General features: G+C 57.0%; 24 protein-coding genes and 1 riboswitch. Of the genes, 14 read left to right on the top strand and 10 right to left on the bottom strand.

Annotated elements, in window-relative coordinates; translation table 11 throughout:
• The first annotated feature begins 118 nt into the window (after nt 1-118).
• From KTH07_RS04425 to KTH07_RS04405, 5 genes are all read left to right on the top strand, one after another.
• Entirely contained in the window at nt 119-655 is a 537-nt protein-coding gene (locus KTH07_RS04425) for a fimbrial protein (RefSeq protein ID WP_023303332.1), read from the top strand.
• Nucleotides 656-724: 69 nt separating this feature from the next.
• Entirely contained in the window at nt 725-1,399 is a 675-nt protein-coding gene (locus KTH07_RS04420) for a molecular chaperone (protein ID WP_017693767.1), read from the top strand.
• 26 nt (nt 1,400-1,425) lie between these two features.
• On the top strand, nt 1,426-3,969 hold the full coding sequence (locus KTH07_RS04415) for a fimbria/pilus outer membrane usher protein (RefSeq protein ID WP_148103716.1): 2,544 nt from the start codon (nt 1,426-1,428) through the stop codon (nt 3,967-3,969).
• Between the two features lie 21 nt (nt 3,970-3,990).
• Nucleotides 3,991-4,980 (top strand): fimbrial protein, encoded by a 990-nt coding sequence (locus KTH07_RS04410; protein WP_017384925.1) that lies wholly within the window; start codon nt 3,991-3,993, stop codon nt 4,978-4,980.
• Nucleotides 4,981-4,985: 5 nt separating this feature from the next.
• Nucleotides 4,986-5,489 carry a fimbrial protein gene (locus tag KTH07_RS04405; RefSeq protein ID WP_032620047.1) on the top strand — a complete coding sequence of 168 codons (504 nt, stop codon included), beginning with the start codon at nt 4,986-4,988 and terminating at the stop codon, nt 5,487-5,489.
• Here the strand turns inward: KTH07_RS04405 and dinG are convergent.
• Nucleotides 5,476-7,653, bottom strand: a complete 2,178-nt coding sequence (gene dinG / locus KTH07_RS04400; RefSeq protein WP_032620048.1) for an ATP-dependent DNA helicase DinG — start codon at nt 7,651-7,653, stop codon at nt 5,476-5,478. The two genes, KTH07_RS04405 and dinG, sit on opposite strands and share 14 nt — an antisense overlap.
• Nucleotides 7,654-7,750: 97 nt before the next feature.
• The gene (rhlE, locus tag KTH07_RS04395; RefSeq protein ID WP_017693771.1) at nt 7,751-9,133 is read right to left on the bottom strand and encodes an ATP-dependent RNA helicase RhlE; all 1,383 of its coding nucleotides are present in this window, start codon (nt 9,131-9,133) and stop codon (nt 7,751-7,753) included.
• Nucleotides 9,134-9,337: 204 nt separating this feature from the next.
• On the opposite strand from rhlE, the gene cecR reads away from it, so the two are divergent.
• The 5 genes from cecR to KTH07_RS04370 are packed head-to-tail and all read left to right on the top strand — an operon-like array spanning nt 9,338 to nt 15,026.
• Nucleotides 9,338-10,015: a transcriptional regulator CecR gene (gene cecR, locus KTH07_RS04390; RefSeq protein ID WP_003858489.1), complete on the top strand. Its 678-nt coding sequence runs from the start codon at nt 9,338-9,340 to the stop codon at nt 10,013-10,015.
• Nucleotides 10,012-11,007, top strand: coding sequence for a secretion protein HlyD (gene hlyD / locus KTH07_RS04385; protein WP_032620049.1), 996 nt, complete (start codon nt 10,012-10,014; stop codon nt 11,005-11,007). The genes cecR and hlyD overlap by 4 nt, the downstream gene beginning before the upstream one ends.
• The gene (locus KTH07_RS04380; RefSeq protein WP_015571076.1) at nt 11,000-12,739 is read left to right on the top strand and encodes an ATP-binding cassette domain-containing protein; all 1,740 of its coding nucleotides are present in this window, start codon (nt 11,000-11,002) and stop codon (nt 12,737-12,739) included. Before hlyD ends, KTH07_RS04380 begins: the two co-directional genes overlap by 8 nt.
• Entirely contained in the window at nt 12,729-13,862 is a 1,134-nt protein-coding gene (locus KTH07_RS04375) for an ABC transporter permease (RefSeq protein WP_032620050.1), read from the top strand. The genes KTH07_RS04380 and KTH07_RS04375 overlap by 11 nt, the downstream gene beginning before the upstream one ends.
• A gap of 57 nt (nt 13,863-13,919) precedes the next feature.
• Nucleotides 13,920-15,026, top strand: coding sequence for an ABC transporter permease (locus tag KTH07_RS04370; RefSeq protein ID WP_017384932.1), 1,107 nt, complete (start codon nt 13,920-13,922; stop codon nt 15,024-15,026).
• On the opposite strand, the gene KTH07_RS04365 is transcribed toward KTH07_RS04370, so the two are convergent.
• Nucleotides 14,988-15,398, bottom strand: a complete 411-nt coding sequence (locus KTH07_RS04365; RefSeq protein ID WP_003858499.1) for a YbhQ family protein — start codon at nt 15,396-15,398, stop codon at nt 14,988-14,990. The two genes, KTH07_RS04370 and KTH07_RS04365, sit on opposite strands and share 39 nt — an antisense overlap.
• A gap of 133 nt (nt 15,399-15,531) precedes the next feature.
• On the opposite strand from KTH07_RS04365, the gene KTH07_RS04360 reads away from it, so the two are divergent.
• Genes KTH07_RS04360 through KTH07_RS04350 form a run of 3 tightly spaced genes read left to right on the top strand, consistent with a single transcriptional unit; the run spans nt 15,532 to nt 18,490 of the window.
• The gene (locus KTH07_RS04360) at nt 15,532-16,293 is read left to right on the top strand and encodes an endonuclease/exonuclease/phosphatase family protein (protein WP_017384933.1); all 762 of its coding nucleotides are present in this window, start codon (nt 15,532-15,534) and stop codon (nt 16,291-16,293) included.
• Entirely contained in the window at nt 16,290-17,528 is a 1,239-nt protein-coding gene (gene clsB / locus KTH07_RS04355) for a cardiolipin synthase ClsB (RefSeq protein WP_015571079.1), read from the top strand. The genes KTH07_RS04360 and clsB overlap by 4 nt, the downstream gene beginning before the upstream one ends.
• Nucleotides 17,528-18,490: a YbhN family protein gene (locus KTH07_RS04350; protein WP_015571080.1), complete on the top strand. Its 963-nt coding sequence runs from the start codon at nt 17,528-17,530 to the stop codon at nt 18,488-18,490. The genes clsB and KTH07_RS04350 overlap by 1 nt, the downstream gene beginning before the upstream one ends.
• A gap of 126 nt (nt 18,491-18,616) precedes the next feature.
• Here KTH07_RS04350 and KTH07_RS04345 read toward each other — a convergent pair whose 3' ends face one another.
• The 6 genes from KTH07_RS04345 to moaA all read right to left on the bottom strand — a co-directional run bounded on the left by KTH07_RS04345 (nt 18,617) and on the right by moaA (nt 22,090).
• Nucleotides 18,617-19,324 carry a Bax inhibitor-1/YccA family protein gene (locus KTH07_RS04345; RefSeq protein ID WP_015571081.1) on the bottom strand — a complete coding sequence of 236 codons (708 nt, stop codon included), beginning with the start codon at nt 19,322-19,324 and terminating at the stop codon, nt 18,617-18,619.
• A gap of 58 nt (nt 19,325-19,382) precedes the next feature.
• Complete coding sequence (gene moaE / locus KTH07_RS04340) at nt 19,383-19,835, bottom strand: molybdopterin synthase catalytic subunit MoaE (protein WP_075606768.1); 453 nt, start codon at nt 19,833-19,835, stop codon at nt 19,383-19,385.
• Nucleotide 19,836: 1 nt separating this feature from the next.
• Entirely contained in the window at nt 19,837-20,082 is a 246-nt protein-coding gene (moaD, locus tag KTH07_RS04335) for a molybdopterin synthase sulfur carrier subunit (RefSeq protein WP_003858510.1), read from the bottom strand.
• A complete protein-coding gene (gene moaC / locus KTH07_RS04330) occupies nt 20,075-20,560 on the bottom strand; it encodes a cyclic pyranopterin monophosphate synthase MoaC (RefSeq protein ID WP_017384934.1) in 486 nt (161 codons plus the stop codon). Before moaC ends, moaD begins: the two co-directional genes overlap by 8 nt.
• 3 nt (nt 20,561-20,563) lie before the next feature.
• Nucleotides 20,564-21,076: a molybdenum cofactor biosynthesis protein B gene (gene moaB, locus KTH07_RS04325; RefSeq protein WP_015571084.1), complete on the bottom strand. Its 513-nt coding sequence runs from the start codon at nt 21,074-21,076 to the stop codon at nt 20,564-20,566.
• A 24-nt stretch (nt 21,077-21,100) separates the two neighbouring features.
• Entirely contained in the window at nt 21,101-22,090 is a 990-nt protein-coding gene (gene moaA, locus KTH07_RS04320; protein ID WP_017384935.1) for a GTP 3',8-cyclase MoaA, read from the bottom strand.
• Nucleotides 22,078-22,211: riboswitch (molybdenum cofactor riboswitch) on the bottom strand. It overlaps the preceding gene by 13 nt.
• Nucleotides 22,212-22,437: 226 nt before the next feature.
• On the opposite strand from moaA, the gene yvcK reads away from it, so the two are divergent.
• The gene (gene yvcK / locus KTH07_RS04315) at nt 22,438-23,346 is read left to right on the top strand and encodes a uridine diphosphate-N-acetylglucosamine-binding protein YvcK (protein WP_017384936.1); all 909 of its coding nucleotides are present in this window, start codon (nt 22,438-22,440) and stop codon (nt 23,344-23,346) included.
• Between the two features lie 78 nt (nt 23,347-23,424).
• On the opposite strand, the gene uvrB is transcribed toward yvcK, so the two are convergent.
• Nucleotides 23,425-25,440: an excinuclease ABC subunit UvrB gene (gene uvrB / locus KTH07_RS04310; protein ID WP_023303330.1), complete on the bottom strand. Its 2,016-nt coding sequence runs from the start codon at nt 25,438-25,440 to the stop codon at nt 23,425-23,427.
• Nucleotides 25,441-25,736 lie beyond the last annotated feature (296 nt).

Here is a 25,736-nt window from a genome sequence, read left to right as displayed (position 1 = left end):
TGGAACTAAAGATTCGTACCTGCCCTTTTTTTGATTAAATAAACATCGGAAAGTTATTAAGGGTCAACGGTAAAAACTTCCAGGCAACGTTTTTGCCAGTAACACATTGGGATTTACTATGAACAAGGTTGCATTAGGGTTGTTTATCGCCACAACGGTGGGATGTTCTGCATCCGCATTTGCGGCAACCAACGGTGAAGGGCAGATTAATTTCACCGGAGAAATTATCGATTCTGCTTGCCAGGTCGTGAATGGATTAAGTAATCCATTAGATGTTCAGTTAGGAAAAGTATCTAAAACGGTATTTACCGGCGCAGGCTCTACCAGCACACTCACGAAGTTTGATATTAAGTTAACCAATTGTCCGGAAACCGTAACCTCGGCTGCGATTAACTTCGGTGGTACCCCGGATGCGGATAATAATGCCACGCTGGCATTAACGCCCGATACCGATGCGGCTACTGGTGTAGCTATTCAGCTAATGGATGCTTCCGGGCAGCCTGTCACTCTGTATACCCCTTCGAAGCAATATCCTTTAGCCTCCGGAACGGAGGTTAACGACCTGGAGTTCGGTGCGCGTTATATTCAAACTCAGGCGGCAGTTACTGCGGGCCCTGCTAACTCTGTATCGACCTTCACCGTTATTTATAACTGATCTTATCAATCCTGAGATATTAATGCTCTTGCGGGCATTAATATCTCATCTTTTTATTGAGAAATCTTTATGCGCCACGGTTATTTACTGAGCACTCTTTTACTGGTAGCAGCCTCGGCACAGGCGGGTGTCGTGATCAATGGCACCCGTCTGGTCTATCAGGGAGATAAAAAGGAATCATCTCTTGGTCTTTCAAACCCAGATACCACGGATTATCTGGTGCAGTCCTGGGTCGATTCCGGCGGTAAAAACCTGGCCAAAGCCCCGTTCCTGATCACCCCGCCGCTTTTCCGACTGGATGCGAAAGAAGATAACGTACTACGCGTGGTGCGTACGGGAGGAAATTTACCGGAAGACAGGGAATCTCTGTACTGGCTGAATATTAAAGCGATCCCTTCCTCAAAGCAGGTTGAAGGCGTAAATACGCTGCAAATTGCCATTAACACCCGAATTAAATTGCTCTATCGCCCGTCAGCGGTAAAAGGCAAACCAGAAGATATGGCCGATAAACTTGAATGGCATCGCGAAGGGAATGATTTAGTGGTGAACAATCCCACGCCTTTCTATATGAATTTTCAGGCCGTCACCCTGAATGGTCAGAAAATCACGAAAGCCACCTGGGCTGTGCCGAAAACTGAAACGCATTTTGCTTTACCTGGCAATGTCGGAGGCTCGACCGTCGTGTATTCCATTATTACGGATTACGGCAGCATCAGCCAGACATGGTCTAAACCCGTTCATTAATAATATTGCCCGGTAATAAAATCATCATGTACCGCCATAAAAAGCCGTTCACCTGCCGATTTTCGTCATTGCTGATGACTTTTTGTTGCCTGGCAATGGCGATCTTTGCGCAGCAGGTTTTGGCTGATGATTATTTTAACCCTGCCCTGCTGGACATTGATAACCCGCAGCAGGAAAAGACCGATCTGTCTGTCTATGAAAAAGGTCCCGGTCAGGCGCCAGGTAAATATCAGGTCGCGGTATTTATCAATAACAATAAAATTGATACCCGTGACGTGACCTTTAACGTAGTTAAAGATCCGCAGGGCACCAGCACGCTTCAGCCTTGTTTTACACTGGACGAATTAAAGAGCCTCGGGATCAAAACGCAAAAATATCCGCAGCTGAGGGCAGAAGGTCAATGCGCCGATCTACACGCCATCCCTTCGGCATCCGCGACCTTTCGCGTGCGCAATCAGCAGCTGCTGCTGAGCATTCCGCAAAAGGCGCTCGGACAGGTGCCACGCGGTTACATCGACCCGAAAGAGTTTGACGAAGGGATCAACGCGGGCCTGCTTAATTACAGCGTCAACGCCAGCCAGAGCCATGCGCGCCAGCAGGGTGAAGAGGATAGCAGCAGCCAGTACGTTAACCTGCGTCCCGGCTTCAACCTCGGGGCATGGCGCGTTCGTAACTACTCCACCTGGAATCGCAGCACCACGGGCCACGAGGAGGAACAGAAATTCACCTCCGTTTATACCTATGCGCAACGCGATATTGTGGCAATGAAAAGTGACGTGACGGTGGGCCAAAGCACCTCACCTTCCGACGTTTTTGACAGCGTCCCCTACACCGGCGTGGAGCTGAAATCCGACAACGACATGCTGCCGGACAGCGAAAAAGGCTATGCCCCTATTATTCGCGGCACCGCCCACAGTAACGCGCTGGTGATGGTCCGCCAGAACGGGTACGTGATTTATCAGAACACGGTCGCGCCGGGCGCATTCGAAATTAACGACCTCTACCCCACCGGCAGCAGCGGCGACCTCCAGGTCACGGTGAAAGAAACTGACGGCAGCGAAAGTCATTTCGTGGTGCCGTTTGCCTCCGTGCCGGTATTGCAGCGTGAAAAAAACCTGCGCTACAGCGTAACCGCCGGGCGTTATCGCTCTTATGACAAAGACGTTGAAAAGACCCCGTTTGCCCAGGGAAGCGCCATCTACGGTTTACCTCACGGCTTCACGGCCTACGGCGGCGTGCAGCAGAGCAGCCACTATCAGTCCCAGGCGCTCGGCGCCGGGAAAAACATGGGCGATCTCGGGGCGTTCTCCATTGACGTGACCCGCGCCAGAGCCCTGCTGAAAAAACAGCAGACCAGCAAGGGCCAGTCGTGGCGCGTACGCTACAGCAAAGATTTCGCCGGTTCAGGCACCAACTTTTCGCTTGCGGGCTATCGCTATAACAGCAAGGGGTTTTATACCCTGGACGACACTATGGAGTCGTATACCCGCGCCGACGACTGGTCTGCTCCCCAGCAGCGCCGCGCCCGTACAGAAGCCACCATTGACCAGACGCTGCCAGAAGGTTGGGGGTCGGTGACGCTGAGCATGGTGAAGGAAACTTACTGGAGCCAGAGCCAGAACATGACCTCCCTGAGCGTCAGCTACAACAACAGCTGGCACGGCGTGAGCTACAGCCTCAGCTACAGCATGAACAAAAACACCCACGACAGCGATGAAGACGGTAATGAGGTAACAAACGACAACCAGTTCTCGCTGAGCGTTTCGGTTCCGCTGGATCGCTGGATGCATAACACCTGGGCCACGTACAACCTGAACAACACCAAAGATGGCACCACGCAGAACATCGGTCTTAACGGTACGGCCCTGAAAGAAGACAACCTGAACTGGAATATCCAGGAAGGGCTCAGCAGCACCGGCAGCGGTAACTCCACCAGCATCAACGCCGATTACAAAGCGACCTACGGCGAAGTGAGCGCAGGCGTCAGTCAGGATAAGTATCAGCAGACCCTGAACGTCGGTTTGCAGGGCGGCGTGGTGGCCCACGCTAACGGGGTAACCCTGAGCCAGCCGCTCGGTGAAACCATCGCGCTGGTGAAAGCGCCAGGTACGCACGGCACCCATATCACCAACCAGACAGGCGTGGAGACTGACTTCCGCGGCTATACCGTCGTGCCGTTCGTGACCGCGTATCGCCATAACACCATCGCACTGGATACCGAAACGCTGCCGGAGGATGCCGACGTCACCCACGCGGCGCAGATCGTGACGCCGACCCGAGGGGCCGTGGTGCGCGCCAGCTTTACTACCCGCGTGGGTAATCGCGTCCTGATGACGCTTACACAAAATGGTAAACCGCTGCCCTTCGGCGCAACGGTCACCACCGGGGATAAGGACAGCGAATTTATTGTCGGAAATGACGGCCAGACTTACCTCTCGGGTCTTCCACAGCAAGGGCATCTCAACGTTTCCTGGGGAAAGGAGGTGAGCGAGCACTGCGTCGCTGACTATGCGCTAACGGATGAGAAAGAGAAAACCAGCATCATTAACGCTGCCGCGCAGTGTCATTGATTACCGTTCAGGCTAACGATTATGCAAATGATTAAACAGTGCTTTTTCTTACTGGTTCTGGGAACCGCCGCGTTATTTATGCCGCATGCGAAGGCGACCTGCACCACGCCGGATCTGCCCAAAATGATTAACGTGGCCTCCATCTCTGTCCCCACGACGCTGGCCGTTGGCGCAACTATCCCGGGTACAGAGCAAAGCGTTCATGTTGCCGGGCACTGCGATCAGAGTATCGACAGCGGTCTGGAAATTGTTTCCTGCTACTACGGCACCGGCGCGGAAATTCCTGGGCTCAGGGGCGTTTATGATTCCGGCGTACCGGGAATTGGGGTCGCACTAATGAACGATCAGGGTCAGCGAATCAGCGGAGCCGGCGGAGTACAGTGCGATTCACGCGGAACGCCTGTTGCCTATGTTTCTACCGATGGCACACAGTCGTTTAACTTTGACGTCACGCTTGAACTGGTGAAAACAAGCGACGCCGTGACATCCGGCACGCTGGTGCAGTCTCAGACCGAATTCGGCATTGGCGTTTTTGGCCATGAAGGGATCGGCAGCCCTAATCATATTGCGTATGCAGGTAACGTCATTTTGCATCAGGTCACCTGCTCTGTTTCGCCAAAAAATCTCACCGTTAATTTGGGCGATTTTCCCGTCAGTGATTTTATGAGCGTGGGGTTTTTATCCAGCCCCGCTCAGACGTTTAATATCACCGTTAACTGTGACACAACCGTTCAGCCTGAGCTAAAAATCACCAGTGCTAACGGGTACGAAACGGCATTTGAGGGAGTGATCAAACTGACGAAGCAGACGGGCATGGCAAGGGGCGTCGGGGTAAGAATGCTGTTTGATGACCATATCGCGACCTTTGACTCCTACGTCAACACCCAAAGCCAGGCCGTTGCCAATGAAACGCTGGATATCCCCTTTCAGGTTCGCTACGAGCAGACCAGCGATGTGGTGACGCCCGGCCCCGCCAACACCGTAGCAACCATCACTCTCGCCTATAAGTGACAAACATGAAAAAGACAATCGCGTTTCTGGCGGTGGGCTTACTGGCCCGGGCTCACGCAGACGACATTCAGATCCAGATGACGGGAAATATTTACGCCAATACCTGCGTTATTGACAGCGCCAGCCGCAACCTGACGGTGGACTTAGGCCAGGCGGTGTCGGGCAGTTTTAGAGACGTGGGGGATACCGGCGAGTGGAAAGACTTTTCCCTGTCAGTATCGCACTGCCCAGCCACGCTGGCGCTTGCCACGGCCTTTTTCTATGGCCAGGCAGACAGCGTTCATCCGACCAAATTTGCCAATATCGGTAGCGCAAAGGGACTGGCGCTGGAGCTGGCAGACCGACAGGACAAAATACTGATTGCCCCGCAGGCCGCCTTTAACGCCGCCATCAATCCGGGCGACCACACGGCAACCTTTCCTCTGTCCGCACGCTACTACGCCACCTCAATGCCCGTCACTGCCGGGACGTTCAGCAGCGTGATTCAGGTGACATTCACTTACCAGTAGGACCGCGCCTCTTTGCACGGATGCTTTTTGTACGCCCGGCAGAGGGTTTTGCCGGGCGTTTTTTTACCTCCGGCACTTCTGGCTGCTCAATCGGGAAGATCGGCAGCGCATTCAGCAGCCGCTGGCCATAGTTTTTGGTAAGCAGGCGTTTGTCATAAATCACCACCTCGCCCCAGCAGCCGTGGCTACGGATCAAGCGCCCGACCTGCTGGATCAGGTTAAACGACGCCGCAGGCAGGCTTTGCACTTCAAACGGATAACGGTTAAGGCTTTTCAGCCATTCGCCTTCGGTGATCACCACCGGGCTGTCGATGGGCGGGAAGGCAATTTTATGGATATGCACCTGCGTCAGGTAGTCGCCTTTTAAATCCAGCCCTTCCGCAAAGGACTGTAGCCCCACCAGCACGCTACGCTCGCCGTTATCAATGCGTTTACGGTGGGTTTCCACCAGCCGATAGCGCGGCTGATCGCCCTGCACCAGCAGGAGTAAGCGCAGATCGGTGACGTGCTCCAGAAAGCGTTGCATCGCGCGGCCGCTGGCAAACAGCACCAGCATACCGGGGTATTTTTTACTCTCAACCTGCTCGCGGAAGTAGGCCGCCATTTCCGCAATATGCTGCTCTTCGTTATCGATAAGCGGCTCATAGTTCATGCGCGGGATCACCAGCTTGCCCTGCTCACAGTGGTTGAACGGCGAGTCCAGGGCCACAAAACGGTCCCCCGCTTTCTCTTTCAGGCCGCTCATTTCCTGCAACCTTGAGAAGCTGTTCAGTGAACGCAGGGTCGCCGACGTCACTACCACGTGCGGCACGCTGCGCCAGATCAGCTTTTCCAGCTGATCGGCCACGCGGATGCCCACGCAGTGGAAGAACAGATGTACCTGCCCGTCTTGCACTTCGCGGGTGGCCCACTTTGTCACTGGCGCCCCGGACGCCTGCGCCATCGAGGCCAGCCGCCAGAGTTTGCTCTGCGCCTCAAACATGCCCAGCGCGCGGTTCATTTGCAGCAGAATGCGGTGCAAGCGCACCACGTCATGGGTACCGGTTTTCTCGCTGAGATCGTTGAGGAACATCTCCGCCAGCCCGCGCAGCTTTTCAAGGTGCTTCGCCAGCTGCTGGCAAATCTCCATCACTTCCTGTGGCAACTCACCCATCGCAAAGCGGTGTTCCGCTTCCTGGGTGGCGGGGAGATACAGGTTGAGAATGTTATTCAGCGAGGCGATGAGGCCGTACACCTCTTCACAGTGCTCGCTCAACCGCTCCGGGACCGCCAGCGGCGGCGTGGTTTTCGGGCGGAACTGCTCCATGCAGGTTGCCACCAGCTTGCAGAACAGATCGAGTTGCAGGCGAAACCACGGGGCGGTAATTTCCGCACTCATCTCCAGCGCATCCCGCGCCACGTCGGGCAGATGATGACCTTCATCCAGCACCAGCAGCAGGTTTTTGGGCTCCGGCAGGACCGCTTCACTCTCCAGGGCAGCCATCACCAGCGCATGGTTGGCGACAACCACCTCCGCTTCCTGAATCTCACGCCGGGCGACAAAGAACGGGCACTCGCGATAGTAATGACAGTTGCGGTTCAGGCAGCTCGCTTTATCGGTGCTGAGCCTGCGCCACAGGTCGTCGCCGATCGCCTGGCTGGTGTGATCCCGCAGGCCGTCCCACCTGTAGCCGTCGAGATCGGCCTTTAGCTTTGCGCACTGCTCCTGCTCCGCCTTGTTGTTTGGCGTCAGCTCGTCATCAAGAAACGCGAGCAGATCCTGCTGGGAGGGTTCACTGCTGGCCAGCGCCGCCAGATTGCGCGGGCAGACGTAGCGCCCGCGACCAAAGGCGGCGGTGAACCGTAAATCGGGGATAATTTTGCGCAGCAGCGGCAAATCTTTGCTGAAGATCTGATCCTGCAAGGCCACGTTAGCGGTACTGACCACCAGCGTTTTGTCTTCTTCCCGCGCGATGGCAATGCCGGGAATGAGATACGACAGGGTTTTCCCGACGCCGGTCGGGGCTTCAATCGCCAGATGTCGTCCGTCGTCCCCGGCGAGCGTTTTGGCCACGTCGGCAATCATCTGCCGCTGCGGGGCTCGGGGGATAAAGTCGGGGATCTGCTGTTGTAGCGCCTTATACCATGCGCCAATTTGCGCCTTGAGCGCAGCGGTTAAAGCCATCGGAAAACCTGAAATACTGTATAAACAGCCACTATTGTGGCACTTTCTCTCCGCTGCCGCAAAAAGAAAAGCCCGGCTTTACGACCGGGCTTCCAGATTACTGCGGGTTAGCAGGTTTACGCGGGCGGCGTCGGCGCTGCCCCTCGCCTGCCGGTTTCCCTTCGCCGCTACGCCACGGGTTTTCACCGGCTGGTTTGCTGTCGTTATTACGACGCGGCGGTTTGCCCGAAGATTTCGGCGCGCCACCTTCGGCACGACGCGGCTGCTGACCGCGACCGCCGCCGCCCTGACCGCGACCGCCGCCCTGACGACCGTTCTGAATTGGCTCGGCTTTGATCGACGGATCCACTTCATAACCCGGGGTCTCAATGCGCGGGATCTCTTTCTTCAGCAGGCGTTCGATGTCGCGCAGCAGCTTGTGTTCATCCACGCAGACCAGAGAGAGCGCTTCCCCGGTTGCCGCCGCACGGCCGGTACGGCCGATACGGTGCACGTAGTCTTCCGGCACGTTTGGCAGCTCGTAGTTCACCACGTGCGGCAGCTCTTCAATGTCCAGGCCACGGGCGGCGATGTCGGTTGCCACCAGCACACGTATGTCGCCGGATTTAAAATCAGCCAGCGCGCGGGTACGCGCACCTTGACTCTTGTTGCCGTGGATCGCCGCGCTGCGAATACCGTCTTTATTGAGCTGTTCCGCCAGGTGGTTAGCGCCGTGCTTGGTGCGGGTAAAGACCAGTACCTGCTGCCAGTTGCCCTGGCCGATCATCTGGGAGAGCAGTTCCCGCTTGCGCTTCTTATCCACAAAGTGCACGTGCTGCGTCACCTGCTCGGAGGCGGTATTGCGGCGCGCGACTTCCACTTCCAGCGGGTTATGCAGCAGCTTTTCCGCCAGTGCCTTGATCTCGTCGGAGAAAGTCGCGGAGAAGAGCAGGTTCTGACGACGCGTCGGCAGCTTCGCCAGCACGCGGCGAATGTCGTGGATGAAGCCCATATCCAGCATACGGTCGGCTTCGTCCAGCACCAGAATTTCGATGTTATCGAGCTTCACCGCGTTCTGGTGTTCCAGATCCAGCAGACGCCCCGGCGTTGCCACCAGCACGTCCACGCCGCCGCGCAGCTTCATCATCTGTGGGTTAATGCTTACCCCGCCGAAAACCACCAGCGAACGAATGTTGAGGTAGCGGCTGTATTCACGCACATTCTCGCCAATCTGGGCCGCCAGTTCGCGGGTTGGGGTGAGGATCAGCGCACGCACCGGACGACGGCCTTTGGCGTGCGGCTGGTTTTTTACCAACAGCTCCAGCAGCGGCAGGGTAAAGCCTGCGGTCTTACCGGTACCGGTCTGCGCGCTTGCCATCAGGTCACGGCCCTGCAAAACGGCCGGAATGGCCTGCTGCTGGATAGGGGTTGGCTCAACGTAGCCCTGCTCTGCGATGGCGCGCAGAATTTCCGGGTTCAGACCAAGGGAATCAAAAGACATAAAAACTCCGAACCGCCCCGACCATCACAGGTGTAGTTTTCAGGGAGATATAGCGAATAGAAGGACAAAAACCACAATGTCGCGAAGGTGCGGAGTGTAGCAGCTTTTGTGACGTGGCGCATAAAATATCCCCGGCGATGACTCGACGCAGGCAGGAATCAGGCATAATCTTAATCAATCGATTGATTAATTTTTAGTGCTGCTATGAATACAACCCCAACGACAACCAAAGGCGAACAGGCGAAAAGTCAGCTTATCGCCGCTGCGCTGGCGCAGTTTGGCGAGTATGGTCTGCATGCCACCACGCGGGATATCGCCGCTCAGGCCGGGCAGAATATTGCGGCCATCACCTACTATTTTGGCTCAAAAGAGGATTTATACCTCGCCTGTGCCCAGTGGATCGCGGATTTTATCGGCACCAGCTTCCGCCCGCACGTGGAAGAAGCCACCGCGCTGTTCAGCCAGCCAGAGCCGGACCGGGCTGCCATCCGCCAGTTGATCCTTAACGCCTGTCACAACATGATCCGCCTGCTGACGCACGACGATACGCTGAACCTGAGCAAATTTATCTCCCGCGAGCAGCTCTCCCCCACTGCCGCGTACCAGCTGGTGCACGATCAGGTGATCGCCCCGATGCACAGCCATCTGACCCGGCTGATCGCCGCCTATACCGGACGGGACGCCAGCGATACCGACACCATTTTGCATACCCACGCCCTGCTGGGCGAAGTGCTCGCCTTCCGTCTGGGGCGTGAGACCATCCTGTTACGTACGGGCTGGACACAATTCGATGAGGATAAAGCCGCGCAAATTAGCCAGGTCATTACCTGTCACGTTGATCTGATCCTGCAAGGCTTAACGCAAAGGAGCCAGAAGTCATGAAAAAACCTGTCGCCATCATTCTGGTGGTTGTTGTGTTACTTGCTGCGGGAATCGGTGGCTGGCTGTGGTATCAGAGCCAGCAGGATCGTGGCCTGACGCTGTACGGCAACGTGGATATCCGCACCGTGAACATGAGCTTCCGCGTCGGCGGACGGCTGGCCTCGCTGAACGTTGACGAAGGCGATGCCATCAAAGCCGGGCAGACGCTGGGAATGCTGGACAAAGCCCCGTTTGAGAACGCGCTGATGCAGGCAAAAGCAGGCGTCTCCGTCGCACAGGCGCAATACGACCTGATGCTGGCGGGCTACCGTGACGAAGAGATCTCCCAGGCGGCCGCTGCCGTTAAGCAGGCAAAAGCCGCCTATGACTATGCGCAGAATTTCTATAACCGTCAGCAAGGCTTATGGAAAAGCCGTACTATTTCCGCCAACGACCTGGAAAACGCGCGCTCATCCCGCGACCAGGCACAGGCGACGCTGAAATCTGCCCAGGATAAGCTAAGCCAGTACCGCACCGGTAACCGTGCGCAGGACATTGCCCAGGCGAAGGCCAGCCTTGAGCAGGCACAGGCGCAGTTAGCCCAGGCGGAGCTGGATCTGCACGACACCACGTTAGTCGCCCCGTCTGACGGCACGCTGATGACCCGCGCCGTGGAGCCGGGCAGCATGCTCAGCGCGGGCAGCACCGTGTCAACGCTCTCCTTAACCCGTCCGGTGTGGGTGCGCGCTTACATTGATGAGCCAAATCTGGGCCAGATGCAGCCGGGCCGCGAACTGCTGCTCTATACCGACGGTCGCCCGGACAAGCCGTATCACGGCAAAGTGGGCTTCGTCTCCCCTACCGCCGAGTTCACGCCAAAAACCGTTGAAACCCCGGACCTACGTACCGACCTGGTGTATCGCCTGCGCATCATCGTCACCGATGCGGACGACGCGCTGCGTCAGGGCATGCCTGTTACCGTGACTTTAAACGACGGGGAACGACATGAATGATGCGGTTATCCAGCTCAACAATCTGGTCAAACGCTTCCCGGGAATGGCTAAACCGGCGGTCGCGCCGCTGAATTGTACGATTCAGAAAGGCTATGTGACCGGGCTGGTGGGGCCGGACGGCGCGGGTAAAACCACGCTGATGCGGATGCTGGCGGGATTGCTGAAGCCGGATGAAGGCAGTGCCAGCGTGCTTGGCCTCGATCCGATCAAAGACGACGCGGCGCTCCACGGCATGCTCGGCTATATGCCGCAGAAGTTTGGTCTGTACGAAGATCTGACGGTAATGGAAAACCTCAACCTGTATGCCGATCTGCGCAGCGTTACCGGCGAAACCCGGCAGAAAACCTTCCAGCGTCTGCTGGCGTTTACCTCCCTCGGCCCGTTCACCGACCGGCTGGCGGGCAAACTTTCCGGCGGGATGAAGCAGAAGCTGGGGCTGGCCTGCACGCTGGTGGGCGAACCGAAGGTGCTCTTGCTGGATGAACCCGGCGTGGGTGTGGACCCGATTTCCCGCCGCGAGCTGTGGCAGATGGTGCACGAGCTGGCGGGTGACGGCATGCTGATCCTCTGGAGTACCTCTTACCTTGATGAAGCAGAGCAGTGCCGCGACGTGCTGCTGATGAATGAAGGCGAACTGCTCTATCAGGGCGAACCCACCGAGCTGACGCAAACCATGGCCGGGCGCAGTTTTCTGCTGCACAGCGCGCAGGAGTCCAACCGCAAGCTGCTGCAACGGGTACTGAAGCTGCCGCAGGTGAGCGATGGGATGATTCAGGGCCGTTCGGTGCGCGTGATCCTCAAAAAAGAGACTACCGCCGACGATATCCGCCGTGCGCAGGGTATGCCTGAGATCGACATGACAGAGACCGCGCCGCGCTTTGAAGATGCGTTTATCGATCTGCTGGGCGGGGCGGGAACCTCAGAATCACCGCTTGGCGCCATCCTGCACACGGTGGAAGGCACGCCGGGCGAAACGGTCATTGAAGCAAAATCGCTCACCAAAAAATTCGGCGATTTCGCCGCCACCGATAACGTCAATTTTGCCGTGAAGCGCGGCGAGATATTTGGCCTGCTCGGGCCGAACGGCGCGGGGAAATCCACCACCTTTAAAATGATGTGCGGCCTGCTGGTACCGACCTCCGGCAAAGCGCTGGTGCTGAACATGGATCTCAAAGTCAGCTCCGGCAAGGCGCGCCAGCACCTGGGCTATATGGCGCAGAAGTTTTCGCTCTACGGCAACCTGACGGTGGAGCAAAATCTGCGATTTTTCTCCGGCGTCTACGGCCTGCGGGGACGGGCACAGAATGAGAAGATCGGCCGCATGTGCGACGCCTTCGGCCTGACCGATATCGCCTCACACGCTACCGAAGCGCTGCCGCTTGGCTTCAAACAGCGGCTGGCGCTGGCCTGCTCACTGATGCACGAGCCGGATATCCTGTTTCTTGATGAACCGACTTCAGGCGTGGACCCCCTCACCCGCCGAGAATTCTGGTTGCATATCAATAGCATGGTGGAAAAAGGCGTGACCGTGATGGTCACCACCCACTTTATGGACGAGGCAGAGTATTGCGACCGCATCGGGCTGGTCTATCGCGGCAAGCTGATTGCCCACGGCACGCCGGATGACCTGAAAGCGCAGGCCGCCGACGACGCGCAGCCAGACCCGACCATGGAGCAGGCGTTTATCACCCTCATCCAAGACTGGGATAAGGAGAATACTCATGCGCAGTAACACCCTTTCCTGGCGCCGGGTGCGCGCCCTGTGCGTCAAAGAGACGCGGCAGATTGTGCGTGACCCCAGCAGCTGGCTGATTGCGGTGGTGATCCCCCTGCTGCTGCTGTTTATTTTCGGCTACGGGATTAACCTCGACTCCAGCAAGCTGCGGGTCGGGATTTTGCTGGAGCAGCAGAGCGAAGAGGCGCTGGACTTCACCCACGCCATGACCGGCTCGCCCTACATCGATGCCACCATCAGCGACAACCGGCAGGAACTGATCCAGAAAATGCAGGCCGGAAAAATTCGCGGTCTGATCGTCATTCCGGTCGATTTTGCCGCCAATATGGCACGCCCGGACGCCGATGCGCCAATTCAGGTGATCACCGACGGCAGCGAGCCGAACACCGCCAACTTCGTGCAGGGCTACGCGGAGGGTATCTGGCAGCTCTGGCAGATGCAGCGCGCCGAAGACCGGGGGGAGGAGTTTGAACCGCTGATTGACGTGCAGACGCGCTACTGGTTTAACCCCGCCGCCATCAGCCAGCATTTTATTATTCCGGGGGCGGTCACCATCATCATGACGGTGATTGGCGCGATCCTCACCTCGCTGGTGATCGCCCGCGAATGGGAGCGCGGCACCATGGAGGCGCTGCTCTCGACCGAAGTAACGCGCGTCGAGCTGCTGCTCTGCAAGCTGATCCCCTACTACTTCCTCGGCATGCTGGCGATGCTGCTCTGTATGCTGGTCTCGGTATTTATTCTTGGCGTGCCGTACCGCGGCTCGCTGGTGCTGCTGTTCTTTATTACCAGCCTGTTTTTGCTCAGCACGCTGGGGATGGGGCTACTCATCTCCACCATCACCCGCAACCAGTTTAACGCCGCGCAGGTGGCGCTTAATGCCGCCTTCCTGCCGTCGATTATGCTCTCCGGCTTTATCTTCCAGATAGACAGTATGCCGGCGGTGATCCGCGCCGTGACGTACATCATTCCGGCGCGCTACTTTGTGAGCACCCTGCAAAGCCTGTTCCTGGCGGGAAATATTCCGGTGGTGCTGATTATCAACACCCTGTTTTTGCTGGCGTCGGCGGTGATGTTTATCGGGCTGACGTGGATGAAAACGAAAAGAAGATTAGATTAGCCATCGGATTTTGTAGGTCGGGTAAGCGCAAGCGCCACCCGACAGGAGGACGACGCGATGTTTCACCGTTTATGGACATTGATCCGCAAAGAGCTGCAATCCTTGCTGCGCGAGCCGCAGACCCGCGCCATTCTGGTGCTGCCGGTGCTGCTTCAGGTTGTACTGTTTCCGTTTGCCGCCACGCTGGAGGTCACCAACGCCACCATCGCCATTTACAACGAAGACAACGGCAAGCATTCCGTCGAGTTGACGCAGCGTTTCGCCCGCGCCAAAGCCTTTACCCATGTCCTGCTTCTGGAAAGCCCGCAGGCGATCCAGCCCACCATCGACACGCAGAAAGCATTATTGCTGGTGCGCTTCCCGGCGGACTTCTCCCGCAACCTGGACACATTCCAGACCGCGCCGATGCAGCTGATCCTCGACGGACGTAACTCCAACAGCGCCCAGATTGCGGCGAACTATTTGCAACAGGTGGTGAAGGATTACCAGCAGGAGCTGATGGCAGGCAAACCCAAACCCAACAACAGCGAGCTGGTGGTGCGCAACTGGTACAACCCGAACCTGGACTATAAATGGTTTGTGGTGCCGTCATTAATCGCCATGATCACCACCATTGGCGTGATGATTGTCACCTCGCTGTCCGTGGCGCGCGAACGTGAGCAAGGTACGCTGGATCAGCTGCTGGTCTCACCGCTCGCCACCTGGCAGATATTTGTCGGCAAGGCGGTGCCGGCACTGATTGTCGCGACGTTCCAGGCCACCATCGTGCTGGGAGTGGGAATATGGGCGTACCAGATCCCGTTTGCCGGATCGCTGGCGCTGTTTTACTTCACGATGGTAATTTACGGCCTGTCGCTGGTGGGGTTTGGGCTGCTGATTTCCGCGCTCTGCTCAACGCAGCAGCAGGCGTTTATCGGGGTGTTTGTCTTTATGATGCCGGCGATCTTGCTTTCAGGGTACGTTTCGCCAGTGGAGAACATGCCGGTGTGGTTACAGGATTTGACGTGGATAAACCCGATTCGTCACTTCACGGATATCACCAAGCAAATCTATCTGAAGGATGCGAGTCTGGATATTGTATGGGGAAGTTTGTGGCCGCTACTGGTCATCGCGGCCACAACGGGCTCAGTGGCCTATGCGATGTTTAGACGAAACATCGCGTAGTTTTTTCTCTTTGGTGAGCAATGACACCACCGCAGGCCCTGCGAGGATAGCCAGACCCGCCAGGGCCAGCAGCAGGTTGTTTTGCAGCACGCGTGACAACAGCCACAGGACGATCATTGCCGCACCAAAATACCAGGTGGTGGTGAGCTCTTCGAGCACATCACCCACTTCACGCCAGCGCGCGTCGTGGTGACGCTGTAAAAACAGCATCGACAGCACGGTCACGCCGTAAACCACGCATAACCCTAAGCCGACACGCACCAGCGTGCCGCTCATCCAGCCCATCACCAGTACGGCCACGACCAGTAAATGCAACATTATCTGCCAGCAACTCAAACCGGTTGCGACACGAACGCGTTGTTGCCACTTCATGGCTTCTCTCCTGAAGGATTTTTCTCTGCTAATTCAGACTACCGCACTTTACGGAAAATTCCGTAACGCCGCATCTTTTTGTGACGCCTACTACACTTTATTTTCATCGGGATAGTCACCCAGGAAGGTGTTTATGAGCAAAAAAACGCAGCATTTCTCGCTTAAGGTGCTGACGATAAACATTCATAAGGGCTTCACAGCATTTAACCGCCGCTTCATTTTACCGGAGCTGCGCGACGCGGTGCGCACCGTCAGCGCCGATATTGTCTGCCTCCAGGAGGTCATGGGCGCGCACGAAGTGCACCCTATGCATTTCGAAAACTGGCCCGACACGCCCCACTACGAGTTTCTGGCGGATACCATGTGGAGCGATTACGCCTACGGGCGCAATGCGGTCTACCCGGAGGGGCATCACGGTAACGCGGTGCTGTCGCGTTTTCCTATCGAGCATTATGAGAACCGCGACGTCTCCGTTGGCGAGAGCGAAAAACGCGGGCTGTTATACTGTCGTATCACCCCCCCGGCGCTCGATTTTCCCATTCATGTGGGCTGTGTTCATCTTGGCCTGCGTGAAGCCCACCGTCAGGCCCAGCTACAGATGCTGGCAGACTGGACCAATGCGCTGCCGGAGGGCGAGCCCGTCGTGGTGGCCGGTGATTTCAACGACTGGCGACAGCGGGCCAACCATCCGCTGAAGGTGAAGGCGGGGCTGGAGGAGATCTTTACCCGCTCACGCGGTCGTCCCGCGCGGACGTTTCCGGTGCGCTTCCCCCTACTGCGCCTTGACCGCATTTACGTAAAAAATGCCCACGCCAGCAGCCCGACTGCGCTGGCTTTACTCAACTGGCGACATCTCTCCGACCATGCCCCACTCAGCGCGGAGATTCACTTATGAAATGCACATGGCAGGAAGGTAACCGTATTACGCTGCTGGAAAATGGCGATAACTTTTATCCGGCGGTTTTTGAGGCGATTAGCCACGCACAGCAGAAAGTCTTTCTCGAAACGTTTATCTGGTTTGAAGACGATGTGGGCAGGCAGTTGCACAGCGCACTGCTGCATGCCGCCCGTCGCGGTGTAAAAATCGAGGTTCTGCTCGACGGATATGGTTCGCCGGATCTCAGCGACGAATTTGTTAACGAGCTCACCGCCGCAGGTGTGGTGTTCCGCTATTACGATCCCGGCCCGCGTCTGTTCGGCATGCGCACCAACCTGTTCCGCCGAATGCACCGCAAAATTGTGGTGGTGGATGAAACGGTGGCCTTCGTTGGCGGCATTAACTACTCCGCCGAGCATATGTCGGATTACGGTCCCGAAGCTAAACAGGACTACGCGATCCGTATCGAAGGACCGGTGGTTCAGGACATCCAGCTGTTCGTGCTGGAAAACTTACCCGGCAAAGAGGCCGCTCGCCGCTGGTGGCGACGCCGTCATCGCCCGGAAGAGAACCGCAAGCCCGGCGAGGCGCAGGCGCTGTTCGTCTGGCGGGATAACGAGGAGCACCGGGACGATATCGAGCGTCATTACCTGAAGATGCTGGCGAATGCGAAGCGTGAGGTGATTATCGCCAACGCCTATTTCTTCCCCGGTTACCGGATTTTGCACGCCATGCGCAACGCGGCCCGACGCGGCGTGAGCGTGAAGCTTATCGTGCAGGGTGAGCCCGATATGCCGATTGTGAAGGTCGGCGCGCGTCTGCTCTATCGCTATCTGGTCAAAAGCGGCGTGCAGATCTATGAATATCGCCGCCGCCCGCTGCACGGCAAAGTCGCCGTGATGGATGACCACTGGGCGACCGTTGGCTCCAGCAACCTCGATCCGCTGAGCTTATCGCTCAATCTGGAAGCGAACCTGATCATCCACGATCGCCAGTTTAATCAGACCCTGCGCGATAACCTTCAGGGACTTATCAATAAAGACTGCGTGCGTGTGGATGAGTCTATGGTGCCAAAACGGAGCTGGTGGAACGTGGGCATCGGCGTGGTGGTGTTCCACTTCCTGCGCCACTTCCCGGCCATGGTGGGCTGGCTGCCCGCGCATACGCCGAAACTGGCGCTGGTGGATCCGCCTGTGCAACCCGAAATGGAAACCCAGGACCGCGTAGAGGCGGAAGATGGAGGGAAAACCTGATGTCGAAATCTCATCCTCGCTGGCGGCTGGCGAAAAAAATCCTGACCTGGCTGTTCTTCATTGCCGTCGCGGTCCTGCTGGTGGTGTATGCCCAAAAGGTGGACTGGGAAGAGGTGTGGAAAGTTATTCGCAACTACAACCGGACAGTCCTGCTGGGGGCCGTTGGGCTGGTGATTGTGAGCTACCTGATGTACGGCTGCTATGACCTGCTGGGACGTGCCTACTGCGGACATAAGCTTGCCAAACGGCAGGTTATGCTGGTGTCATTCATCTGCTATGCCTTTAACCTGACGCTGAGCACCTGGGTGGGCGGGATTGGTATGCGCTATCGCCTGTACTCCCGCCTTGGCTTACCGGGCGGCACCATCACGCGTATTTTCTCCTTAAGCATCACCACCAACTGGCTGGGGTATATCCTGCTGGGCGGGGTGATTTTCACCATCGGCGTGGTGCAGCTGCCTGCGCACTGGTACATCGATGAGGCTACCCTGCGCATCCTGGGCATCGTACTGCTGCTGATCATCGCCGCCTACCTATGGGCCTGCGCCTTTGCCAAACGTCGTCACATGACCATTAAAGGCCAGAAGCTGGTGCTGCCGTCATGGAAGTTTGCCGTCCTGCAAATGGTGGTTTCCAGCGCTAACTGGATGGCGATGGGGGCCATTATCTGGCTGTTGATTGGCGAAGATGTGAACTACTTCTTCGTGCTGGGCGTGCTGCTGGTAAGCAGTATTGCCGGGGTGATTGTGCATATTCCGGCGGGTATTGGCGTACTGGAGGCGGTGTTTATCGCGCTGCTTGCGGGGGAGCATGTGTCTCACGGGACGATTATCGCCGCCCTGCTCGCGTACCGCATGATCTACTACTTCCTGCCGCTGGCGCTGGCAACGGTCTGTTATCTGGTGCTGGAGAGTCGGGCGAAGAAGCTGCGCGCGAAGAACGAGAGGATGTTGGCGAAGTGAGTTGTGTCGGGTAGCGCTGCGGTCTGATGCCCTCACCCCGGCCCTCTCCCACGGGGAGAGGGAGAAAAGCCCGCACCGTGCAATCCCCTCTCCCTGAGGGAGAGGGTTAGGGTGAGGGGGAAATAACTAGCGACGGTTGCCGAAGATACGCAGCAGCATCAGGAACAGGTTGATGAAGTCCAGATAAAGCGTCAGCGCGCCCAGAATCGAGTATTTGCGCAGATTTGAACTGTCGCGAACATCAATTTGTTCACCGATGTTTTTCAGCTTCTGGGTATCGTAAGCGGTTAAGCCCACGAAGATCACCACCCCGATATAGGTCACCGCCCACATCAGCGCGTCACTCTTCAGCCACAGGTTCACCAGCGACGCCAGCACAATCCCAATCAGCCCCATAAACAGCATGTTGCCGAAGCCGCTCAGGTCACGTTTGGTGGTGTAACCGTACAGGCTCATCACACCGAACATCCCGCCGGTCACCACAAACGTGCTGGCGATGGAAGAGTAGGTGTAAACGATGAAAATACTGGAAAGCGTCAGCCCGGTCAGCGCCGAATAGAGCATAAACAGCGTGGTCGCCATACCCGCGCTGAGCTTGTGCACCAGCCCGGAGAGCACGAACACCAGCGCCAGTTGCGCAATAATCAGCCCAAAGAAGGTGATTTTGCTTGAGAAGATAAACATCATCAGTTCAGGCGTATTTGCCGCATACCACGCGATAAACGCGGTAAGCAGCAGGCCAACCGTCATCCAGCCATACACCTGAGCCATGTAGGTTTGCAGCCCGCTACGGGTCTGCTGAACTATCGAATCGGAACGCGGAAATCGGTCCATGATTCACTCCTGATTAAGTAAACACACACGTTAAGAGTAACACATCCGCGTAAACCAACTACCAACGGCTGGCGGCATGTTTATCGCTGTCGCGTGATTCCACCCAGCGCTCACCTTCCGGCGTCGCTTCACGCTTCCAGAACGGCGCTTTGGTTTTAAGGTAATCCATGATGAACTCCCCCGCCGCAAAAGCACTCCCGCGATGGGCGCTGGTGACGCCGACAAACACAATCTCTTCGCCGGGCCACATTTCGCCGATGCGATGGATAACCGTAACGCGCCCTAGTGGCCAGCGGCCTCGCGCCTCTTCCACAATGGCCGCCAGCGATTTTTCGGTCATTCCCGGATAGTGCTCCAGCGTCAGCGCTTTTACGCTGTCGCCGAGATTATGATTACGCACTTTCCCGGTAAACGTCACGACCGCGCCGTCTTGGTCGCGCCCGGCCAGCCAGTCATATTCCGTGCCCACGTTAAAAAGCTCATGGCCGACCAGAATTCGGGTTTCCGTCATCTTAACCCCCTGTGACCGGCGGGAAGAAGGCCACTTCGTCCCCATCGGCCAGCGGGTGGGTCAACTCCACCAGCGTCTGGTTCACGGCGGCCAGCAGTTTGCCTTCGTCCAGCGCCAGCGCCCAGCGGTCGCCTTGCGCCGCCAGATGCGCACGCAGGGCGGCGACATTTTCGAAAGAGCCGTCCAGCGTCAGGCTGTCGGTATTGACCAGCTCACGGACCTGGGCAAAAAAGAGCACCTTAATCATGGCTTTCCACCTTAAAATCACCGGATTTGCCGCCGCTTTTTGCCAGCAGACGCACCGGGCCAATCACCATATCTTTCTGTACCGCTTTACACATGTCGTAGATGGTCAGCGCCGCCACGGAGGCCGCCGTCAACGCCTCCATCTCCACGCCGGTTTTCCCGGTTAAGCGGCACAGGGACTCGATACGCACACGGTTATGCGCCGGCTGCGCCTGCAAATTTACCTCCACTTTGCTGAGCATCAGCGGATGGCAGAGCGGGATGAGGTCCCAGGTACGTTTAGCGGCCTGAATACCGGCGATGCGGGCGGTGGCAAACACGTCACCCTTGTGATGGCTGCCGTCGATAATCATCGCCAGCGTCTCCGGCAGCATGGTGACGAACGCTTCAGCACGCGCCTCGCGCACCGTTTCGGCTTTGGCGGAGACATCCACCATATGCGCTTCGCCAGCGGCGTTTATGTGGGTCAGTTGTGACATAGCTTATTTCTTTAAATGGGGATGAAAATTACACGGACGGGTACGGGCATCCAGCTGCGGGGCAATAATGTTTTCCCACGCGGTGCGGCAGGCTTTGGTCGACCCCGGCATGGCGAAGATCAGCGTCTTATTCGCCACCCCCGCGACGGCACGGGACTGAAGCGTAGAGGTGCCAATCTCTTCAAAGGAGAGCATGCGGAACACTTCGCCGAAGCCTTCCACTTCGCGATCGAACAGCGGGAGCAGCGCTTCCGGTGCCTGGTCGCCTGCGGTAAAGCCGGTGCCGCCAGTGATCAGCACCACCTGGACGTCATCACCCGCAATCCACTGTGAGACCTGAGCGCGAATGGCGTAACGGTTTTCTTTGACGATCGCTTTATCAACAATCTGGTGTCCGGCTTCGTGTGCCGCCTCGCGCAGCCAGTGGCCAGAGGTATCATCCTCTTCACCACGACGTTCGGAAACGGTAAGAATAGCAATGCGTGTCGGGATAAATTCCGCGCTTACCTGACTCATCTTCTGGTTCCTTCTAAAGCCTGATTACCCGCCGATATAGGACAGGTTCTGAGTAATGCCGGTGTTGCCCTGATGCAGGAAATGGGTCTGCTTTTTGTGCGTCAGCGCCTCGGAAATACGTGCTTCAAGCGCGTCCTGCTGGGCGTCATCTTCCAGCAAATCGCGTAGATCGACGCCGCCATCCCCGAACAGGCAAAGATGGAGCTTGCCGACGGAGGAGACGCGCAGGCGGTTGCAGCTGGCACAGAAGTCTTTTTCATAGGGCATGATCAGGCCGATTTCGCCTTCATAATCCGGATGACAAAAGACCTGCGCCGGGCCATCGCTGCGCTGGCGGATCTGGTGGATCCAGCCGCGTTTCAGCAGTTCGTCGCGCAGAACCATGCCGGAGATATGATGGCGACGGAACAGCTCGCTACCCTCCCCGGTCTCCATCAGCTCAATAAAACGCAGTTGAATGCGGCGCGGTTTGATCCACGCCAGGAAAGTGTCCAGCTGATGGTGGTTCACATCACGCATCAACACGGTATTGACTTTGACCTTGTCGAAACCGGCGGTGAACGCGGCATCGATGCCGTCCATCACCTGCTGGAACTTATCCTGGCCGGTAATGGCGTGGAACTGACGGGCGTCCAGGCTATCGACGCTGACGTTGATCGCCGTCAGCCCCGCATCGCGCCAGTTCGCCACGTCACGCGCCATGCGGTAACCGTTGGTGGTCACCGCGATCTGGCGGATACGTTCGTTTTCACGCACGGCGGCAATGATGTCAGGGAAATCACGGCGCAGGGAGGGCTCTCCCCCGGTAAGACGCACTTTTTCCGTGCCAAGTTCAGAGAACGCGCGCGTGACGCGGCGTACTTCATCCACGGAGAGAAAGCCATTATTGGTGACGCTGCCCGGCTTGTAGCCATCGGGCAGGCAGTAGGTGCAACGGAAGTTACACACGTCGGTAATCGACAAACGTAAGTAGAAAAACTTACGCGCGAAAGCATCAGTAAGTTGTGAAGCCATGTACACCTTTCCAGATCGGGAGGCACAGTCATTTCTTTCTGTACCCTGGTGGCAAATCCGCCACGGCCAGGGCGCCATATCTCTCGACACAGGCGCCAGGGCTAGAGTGTATGTTTTCAGTTTTGAAAACGGGGTTATGGCGATAGTAGCGTGGAAATCGCCACTTCGCCATTGTCGCTTTTCGCTATATAAATTTATATATAACGATGTTATCGTGCATTTTCACTACAGAATACGCAAAAACAGCGCTTTCGCATTGATATACGTCATTATGGTTTGTGAGAGGCATCGTCTTTTAGGAGTAGTTGCGTTACTGTGACGCAAGCTTAACAGGATAAGGAATAGGTATGCGCAATCGCACTTTTGCGGATCTGGACCGTGTGGTCGCTCTTGGCGGAGGTCACGGTCTGGGACGAGTGATGTCGTCGTTATCGTCACTGGGCTCGCGCCTGACGGGCATCGTGACAACAACGGACAACGGCGGCTCAACCGGGCGGATCCGACGTGCTGAAGGCGGGATAGCCTGGGGTGACATGCGCAATTGCCTCAACCAGCTCATCACGGAGCCAAGCGTGGCCTCGGCAATGTTTGAGTACCGTTTTGGCGGAAATGGTGAACTTTCAGGCCATAACCTTGGAAATCTGATGTTAAAGGCGTTGGATCACCTGAGCGTGCGCCCTCTGGAAGCGATCAATTTAATTCGTAACCTGTTAAAGGTGGATGCATTCCTGATCCCGATGTCCGAACAGCCGGTGGATTTAATGGCGATCGATGCCGACGATCACGAAGTGTATGGTGAAGTGAATATCGACCAGCTTCTTCTTCCGCCAAAAGAGCTAATGACCTACCCCAGCGTACCCGCAACGCGTGAAGCGGTAGAAGCGATTGCCGAGGCCGATCTGATCCTGATTGGGCCGGGAAGTTTTTATACCAGCCTGATGCCGATCCTGCTGGTGAAAGAGCTGGCGCAGGCGCTGCGCAGAACGCCTGCGCCCATGGTCTATATCGGTAATTTAGGCCGCGAACTCAGCCCGGCGGCGGCAAGCCTGTCGCTGGCGGATAAGCTGGACCTGATGGAACAGTACGTTGGTAAGAAAATTATCGATGGTGTCGTGGTCGGGCCGAAAGTGGATGTATCGGGGATTGGCGATCGCGTGGTGGTGCAGGAGCCGCTGGAAGCAAGCGATATTAAATATCGCCACGACCGCCATCTGCTGCGCGAGGCGCTGGAGAAGGCGATTCAGGCATTAGGTTAGGTTCGTTTTGTGCGGCCTGATGCCCTCACCCCGGCCCTCTCCCACAGGGAGAGGGAGAAAACGCCACCGGGCAAAAAACTACGATGCCGCAATAAACAGATCCCGCAGCTGATGCAGCTGATCGCGGATTTGCGCGGCCTCTTCGAACTCCAGGTTCTGCGCGTGCTGCATCATCTGCCCTTCCAGCTCGTGGATCTTCTGCTGCAACGCTTTCGGCGTCAGCGCGACGGTATCCTCTTCCACCACTGAACGGGCCTTGCTGCGGCCTTTCGCTTTGGTCTTCGCAATGTTCTGACCCAGCGCCAGGATATCCACCACCTTCTTGTTCAGCCCCTGCGGCGTGATGCCGTGCTCTTCGTTGTAGCGCTGCTGCTTCTCGCGACGACGTTCCGTTTCGCCAATCGCTTTGGCCATCGACGGGGTGATTTTATCCCCGTACAGGATCGCCTTCCCGTTGACGTTACGCGCGGCGCGGCCTATGGTCTGGATCAGCGAGCGCTCGGAACGCAGGAAGCCCTCTTTGTCCGCGTCCAGAATCGCCACCAGCGACACCTCAGGCATATCCAGCCCTTCTCGCAGAAGGTTAATACCGACCAGCACGTCGAACTCGCCCAGACGCAGATCGCGGATGATCTCCATACGCTCCACGGTATCGATATCCGAGTGCAGATACCGCACCTTCTCACCGTGTTCTTCCAGATACTCCGTCAAATCTTCCGCCATACGTTTGGTGAGCGTGGTAACCAGCACGCGCTCGTTGATGGCGGAACGGGCACGTATTTCCGAGAGCAGATCGTCCACCTGCGTCGCCACCGGACGAACCTCGATAATTGGATCCAGCAGCCCGGTCGGACGCACCACCTGGTCCACCACGTCATCACCGGATTTTTCCAGCTCGTAGTTGCCCGGCGTCGCCGATACGTAGATGGTCTGCGGAGCAAGCGCCTCAAATTCTTCAAACTTCATCGGACGGTTGTCCAGCGCTGACGGCAGTCGGAACCCGTACTCCACCAGCGTCTCTTTACGCGCGCGGTCACCGCGGTACATCCCGCCGATCTGGGGGATCGTAACGTGGGATTCGTCGATCACCAGCAGGCCGTCCGCCGGAAGGTAGTCAAACAGCGTCGGCGGCGCTTCGCCCGGCCCGCGCCCGGAGAGGTAGCGCGAGTAGTTTTCGATGCCGGAGCAGTAGCCCAGCTCGTTCATCATCTCCAGATCGAACTGGGTACGCTGGCTCAGGCGCTGCTCTTCCAGCAGCTTATTGTTCGCCAGCAGCACCTTACGGCGGTCCGCCAGCTCGGTTTTGATCTCTTCCATCGCCTGCACAATACGCTCGCGCGGCGTTACATAGTGCGTTTTCGGGTAGATGGTGAAGCGCTGGATCACCGACTCGACGTGACCGGTCAACGGATCGAACAGCGACAGGCGTTCAACCTCTTCGTCGAACAGCTCCACGCGCAGCGCCATATCGTCCGACTCCGCCGGGAAGATATCAATCACCTCGCCGCGCACGCGGAAGGTCCCGCGCTGGAACGCCTGATCGTTACGGGTGTACTGCAACTCCGCCAGACGGCGCAAAATCGCACGCTGATCGATGATCATCCCCTGCGTCAGGTGCAGCATCATCTTGAGATAGAGATCCGGATCGCCCAGGCCGTAGATCGCCGACACCGAGGCCACCACCACCACATCACGACGCTCCAGCAACGCCTTGGTCGCCGACAAACGCATCTGCTCGATATGTTCGTTCACCGAGGCATCTTTCTCGATAAACGTGTCGGAGCTGGGAACGTAGGCTTCCGGCTGGTAGTAGTCGTAGTAGGAGACGAAATACTCCACCGCGTTTTCCGGGAAGAACTCTTTCATCTCACCATACAGCTGCGCCGCCAGCGTTTTGTTCGGCGCGAGAACCATCGTCGGACGCTGGAGATCGGCAATGACGTTGGCAATGGTGAAGGTTTTGCCCGAACCGGTAACCCCCAGCAGGGTCTGGTGCGCCAGCCCGTCCTCCAGCCCCTCTTCCAGGCGACGAATAGCCTCGGGCTGATCCCCGGAAGGACGGAAAGCAGAATTCAGTTTAAACGGTTTACTCATGGGCGACGACCTGATGACAGAATAAGCGGCAGGTGAGTAATTTTACTCGTTGTGGCCAGGATTGCCAGTAAAAAACACTGGATGAAAAACCAGTAGCGTGTCAGGATATTTAGCGTAGCGCAGAGAGGATTAGTGCGTTCGCGAGCCAAATTTCGACTGTGACAAAATAAAACACCAGCCTCAGGGGGTTATCCCCAGAACTATTACTTTTTTAACATTTGTCAAGGGCGGTTATGAAAGTTTTATGGCAACAGGTCTCGCTGGCGTTGAGGGAATTGCTTTTATCTAATTCGTTA

Source organism: Enterobacter cloacae complex sp. ECL72, from assembly GCF_019056635.1.
Taxonomy (GTDB): domain Bacteria; phylum Pseudomonadota; class Gammaproteobacteria; order Enterobacterales; family Enterobacteriaceae; genus Enterobacter; species Enterobacter hormaechei_C.
The sequence above is the reverse complement of the archived record's forward strand: the minus strand, read 5'-3'. Positions and strand labels throughout refer to the sequence as shown.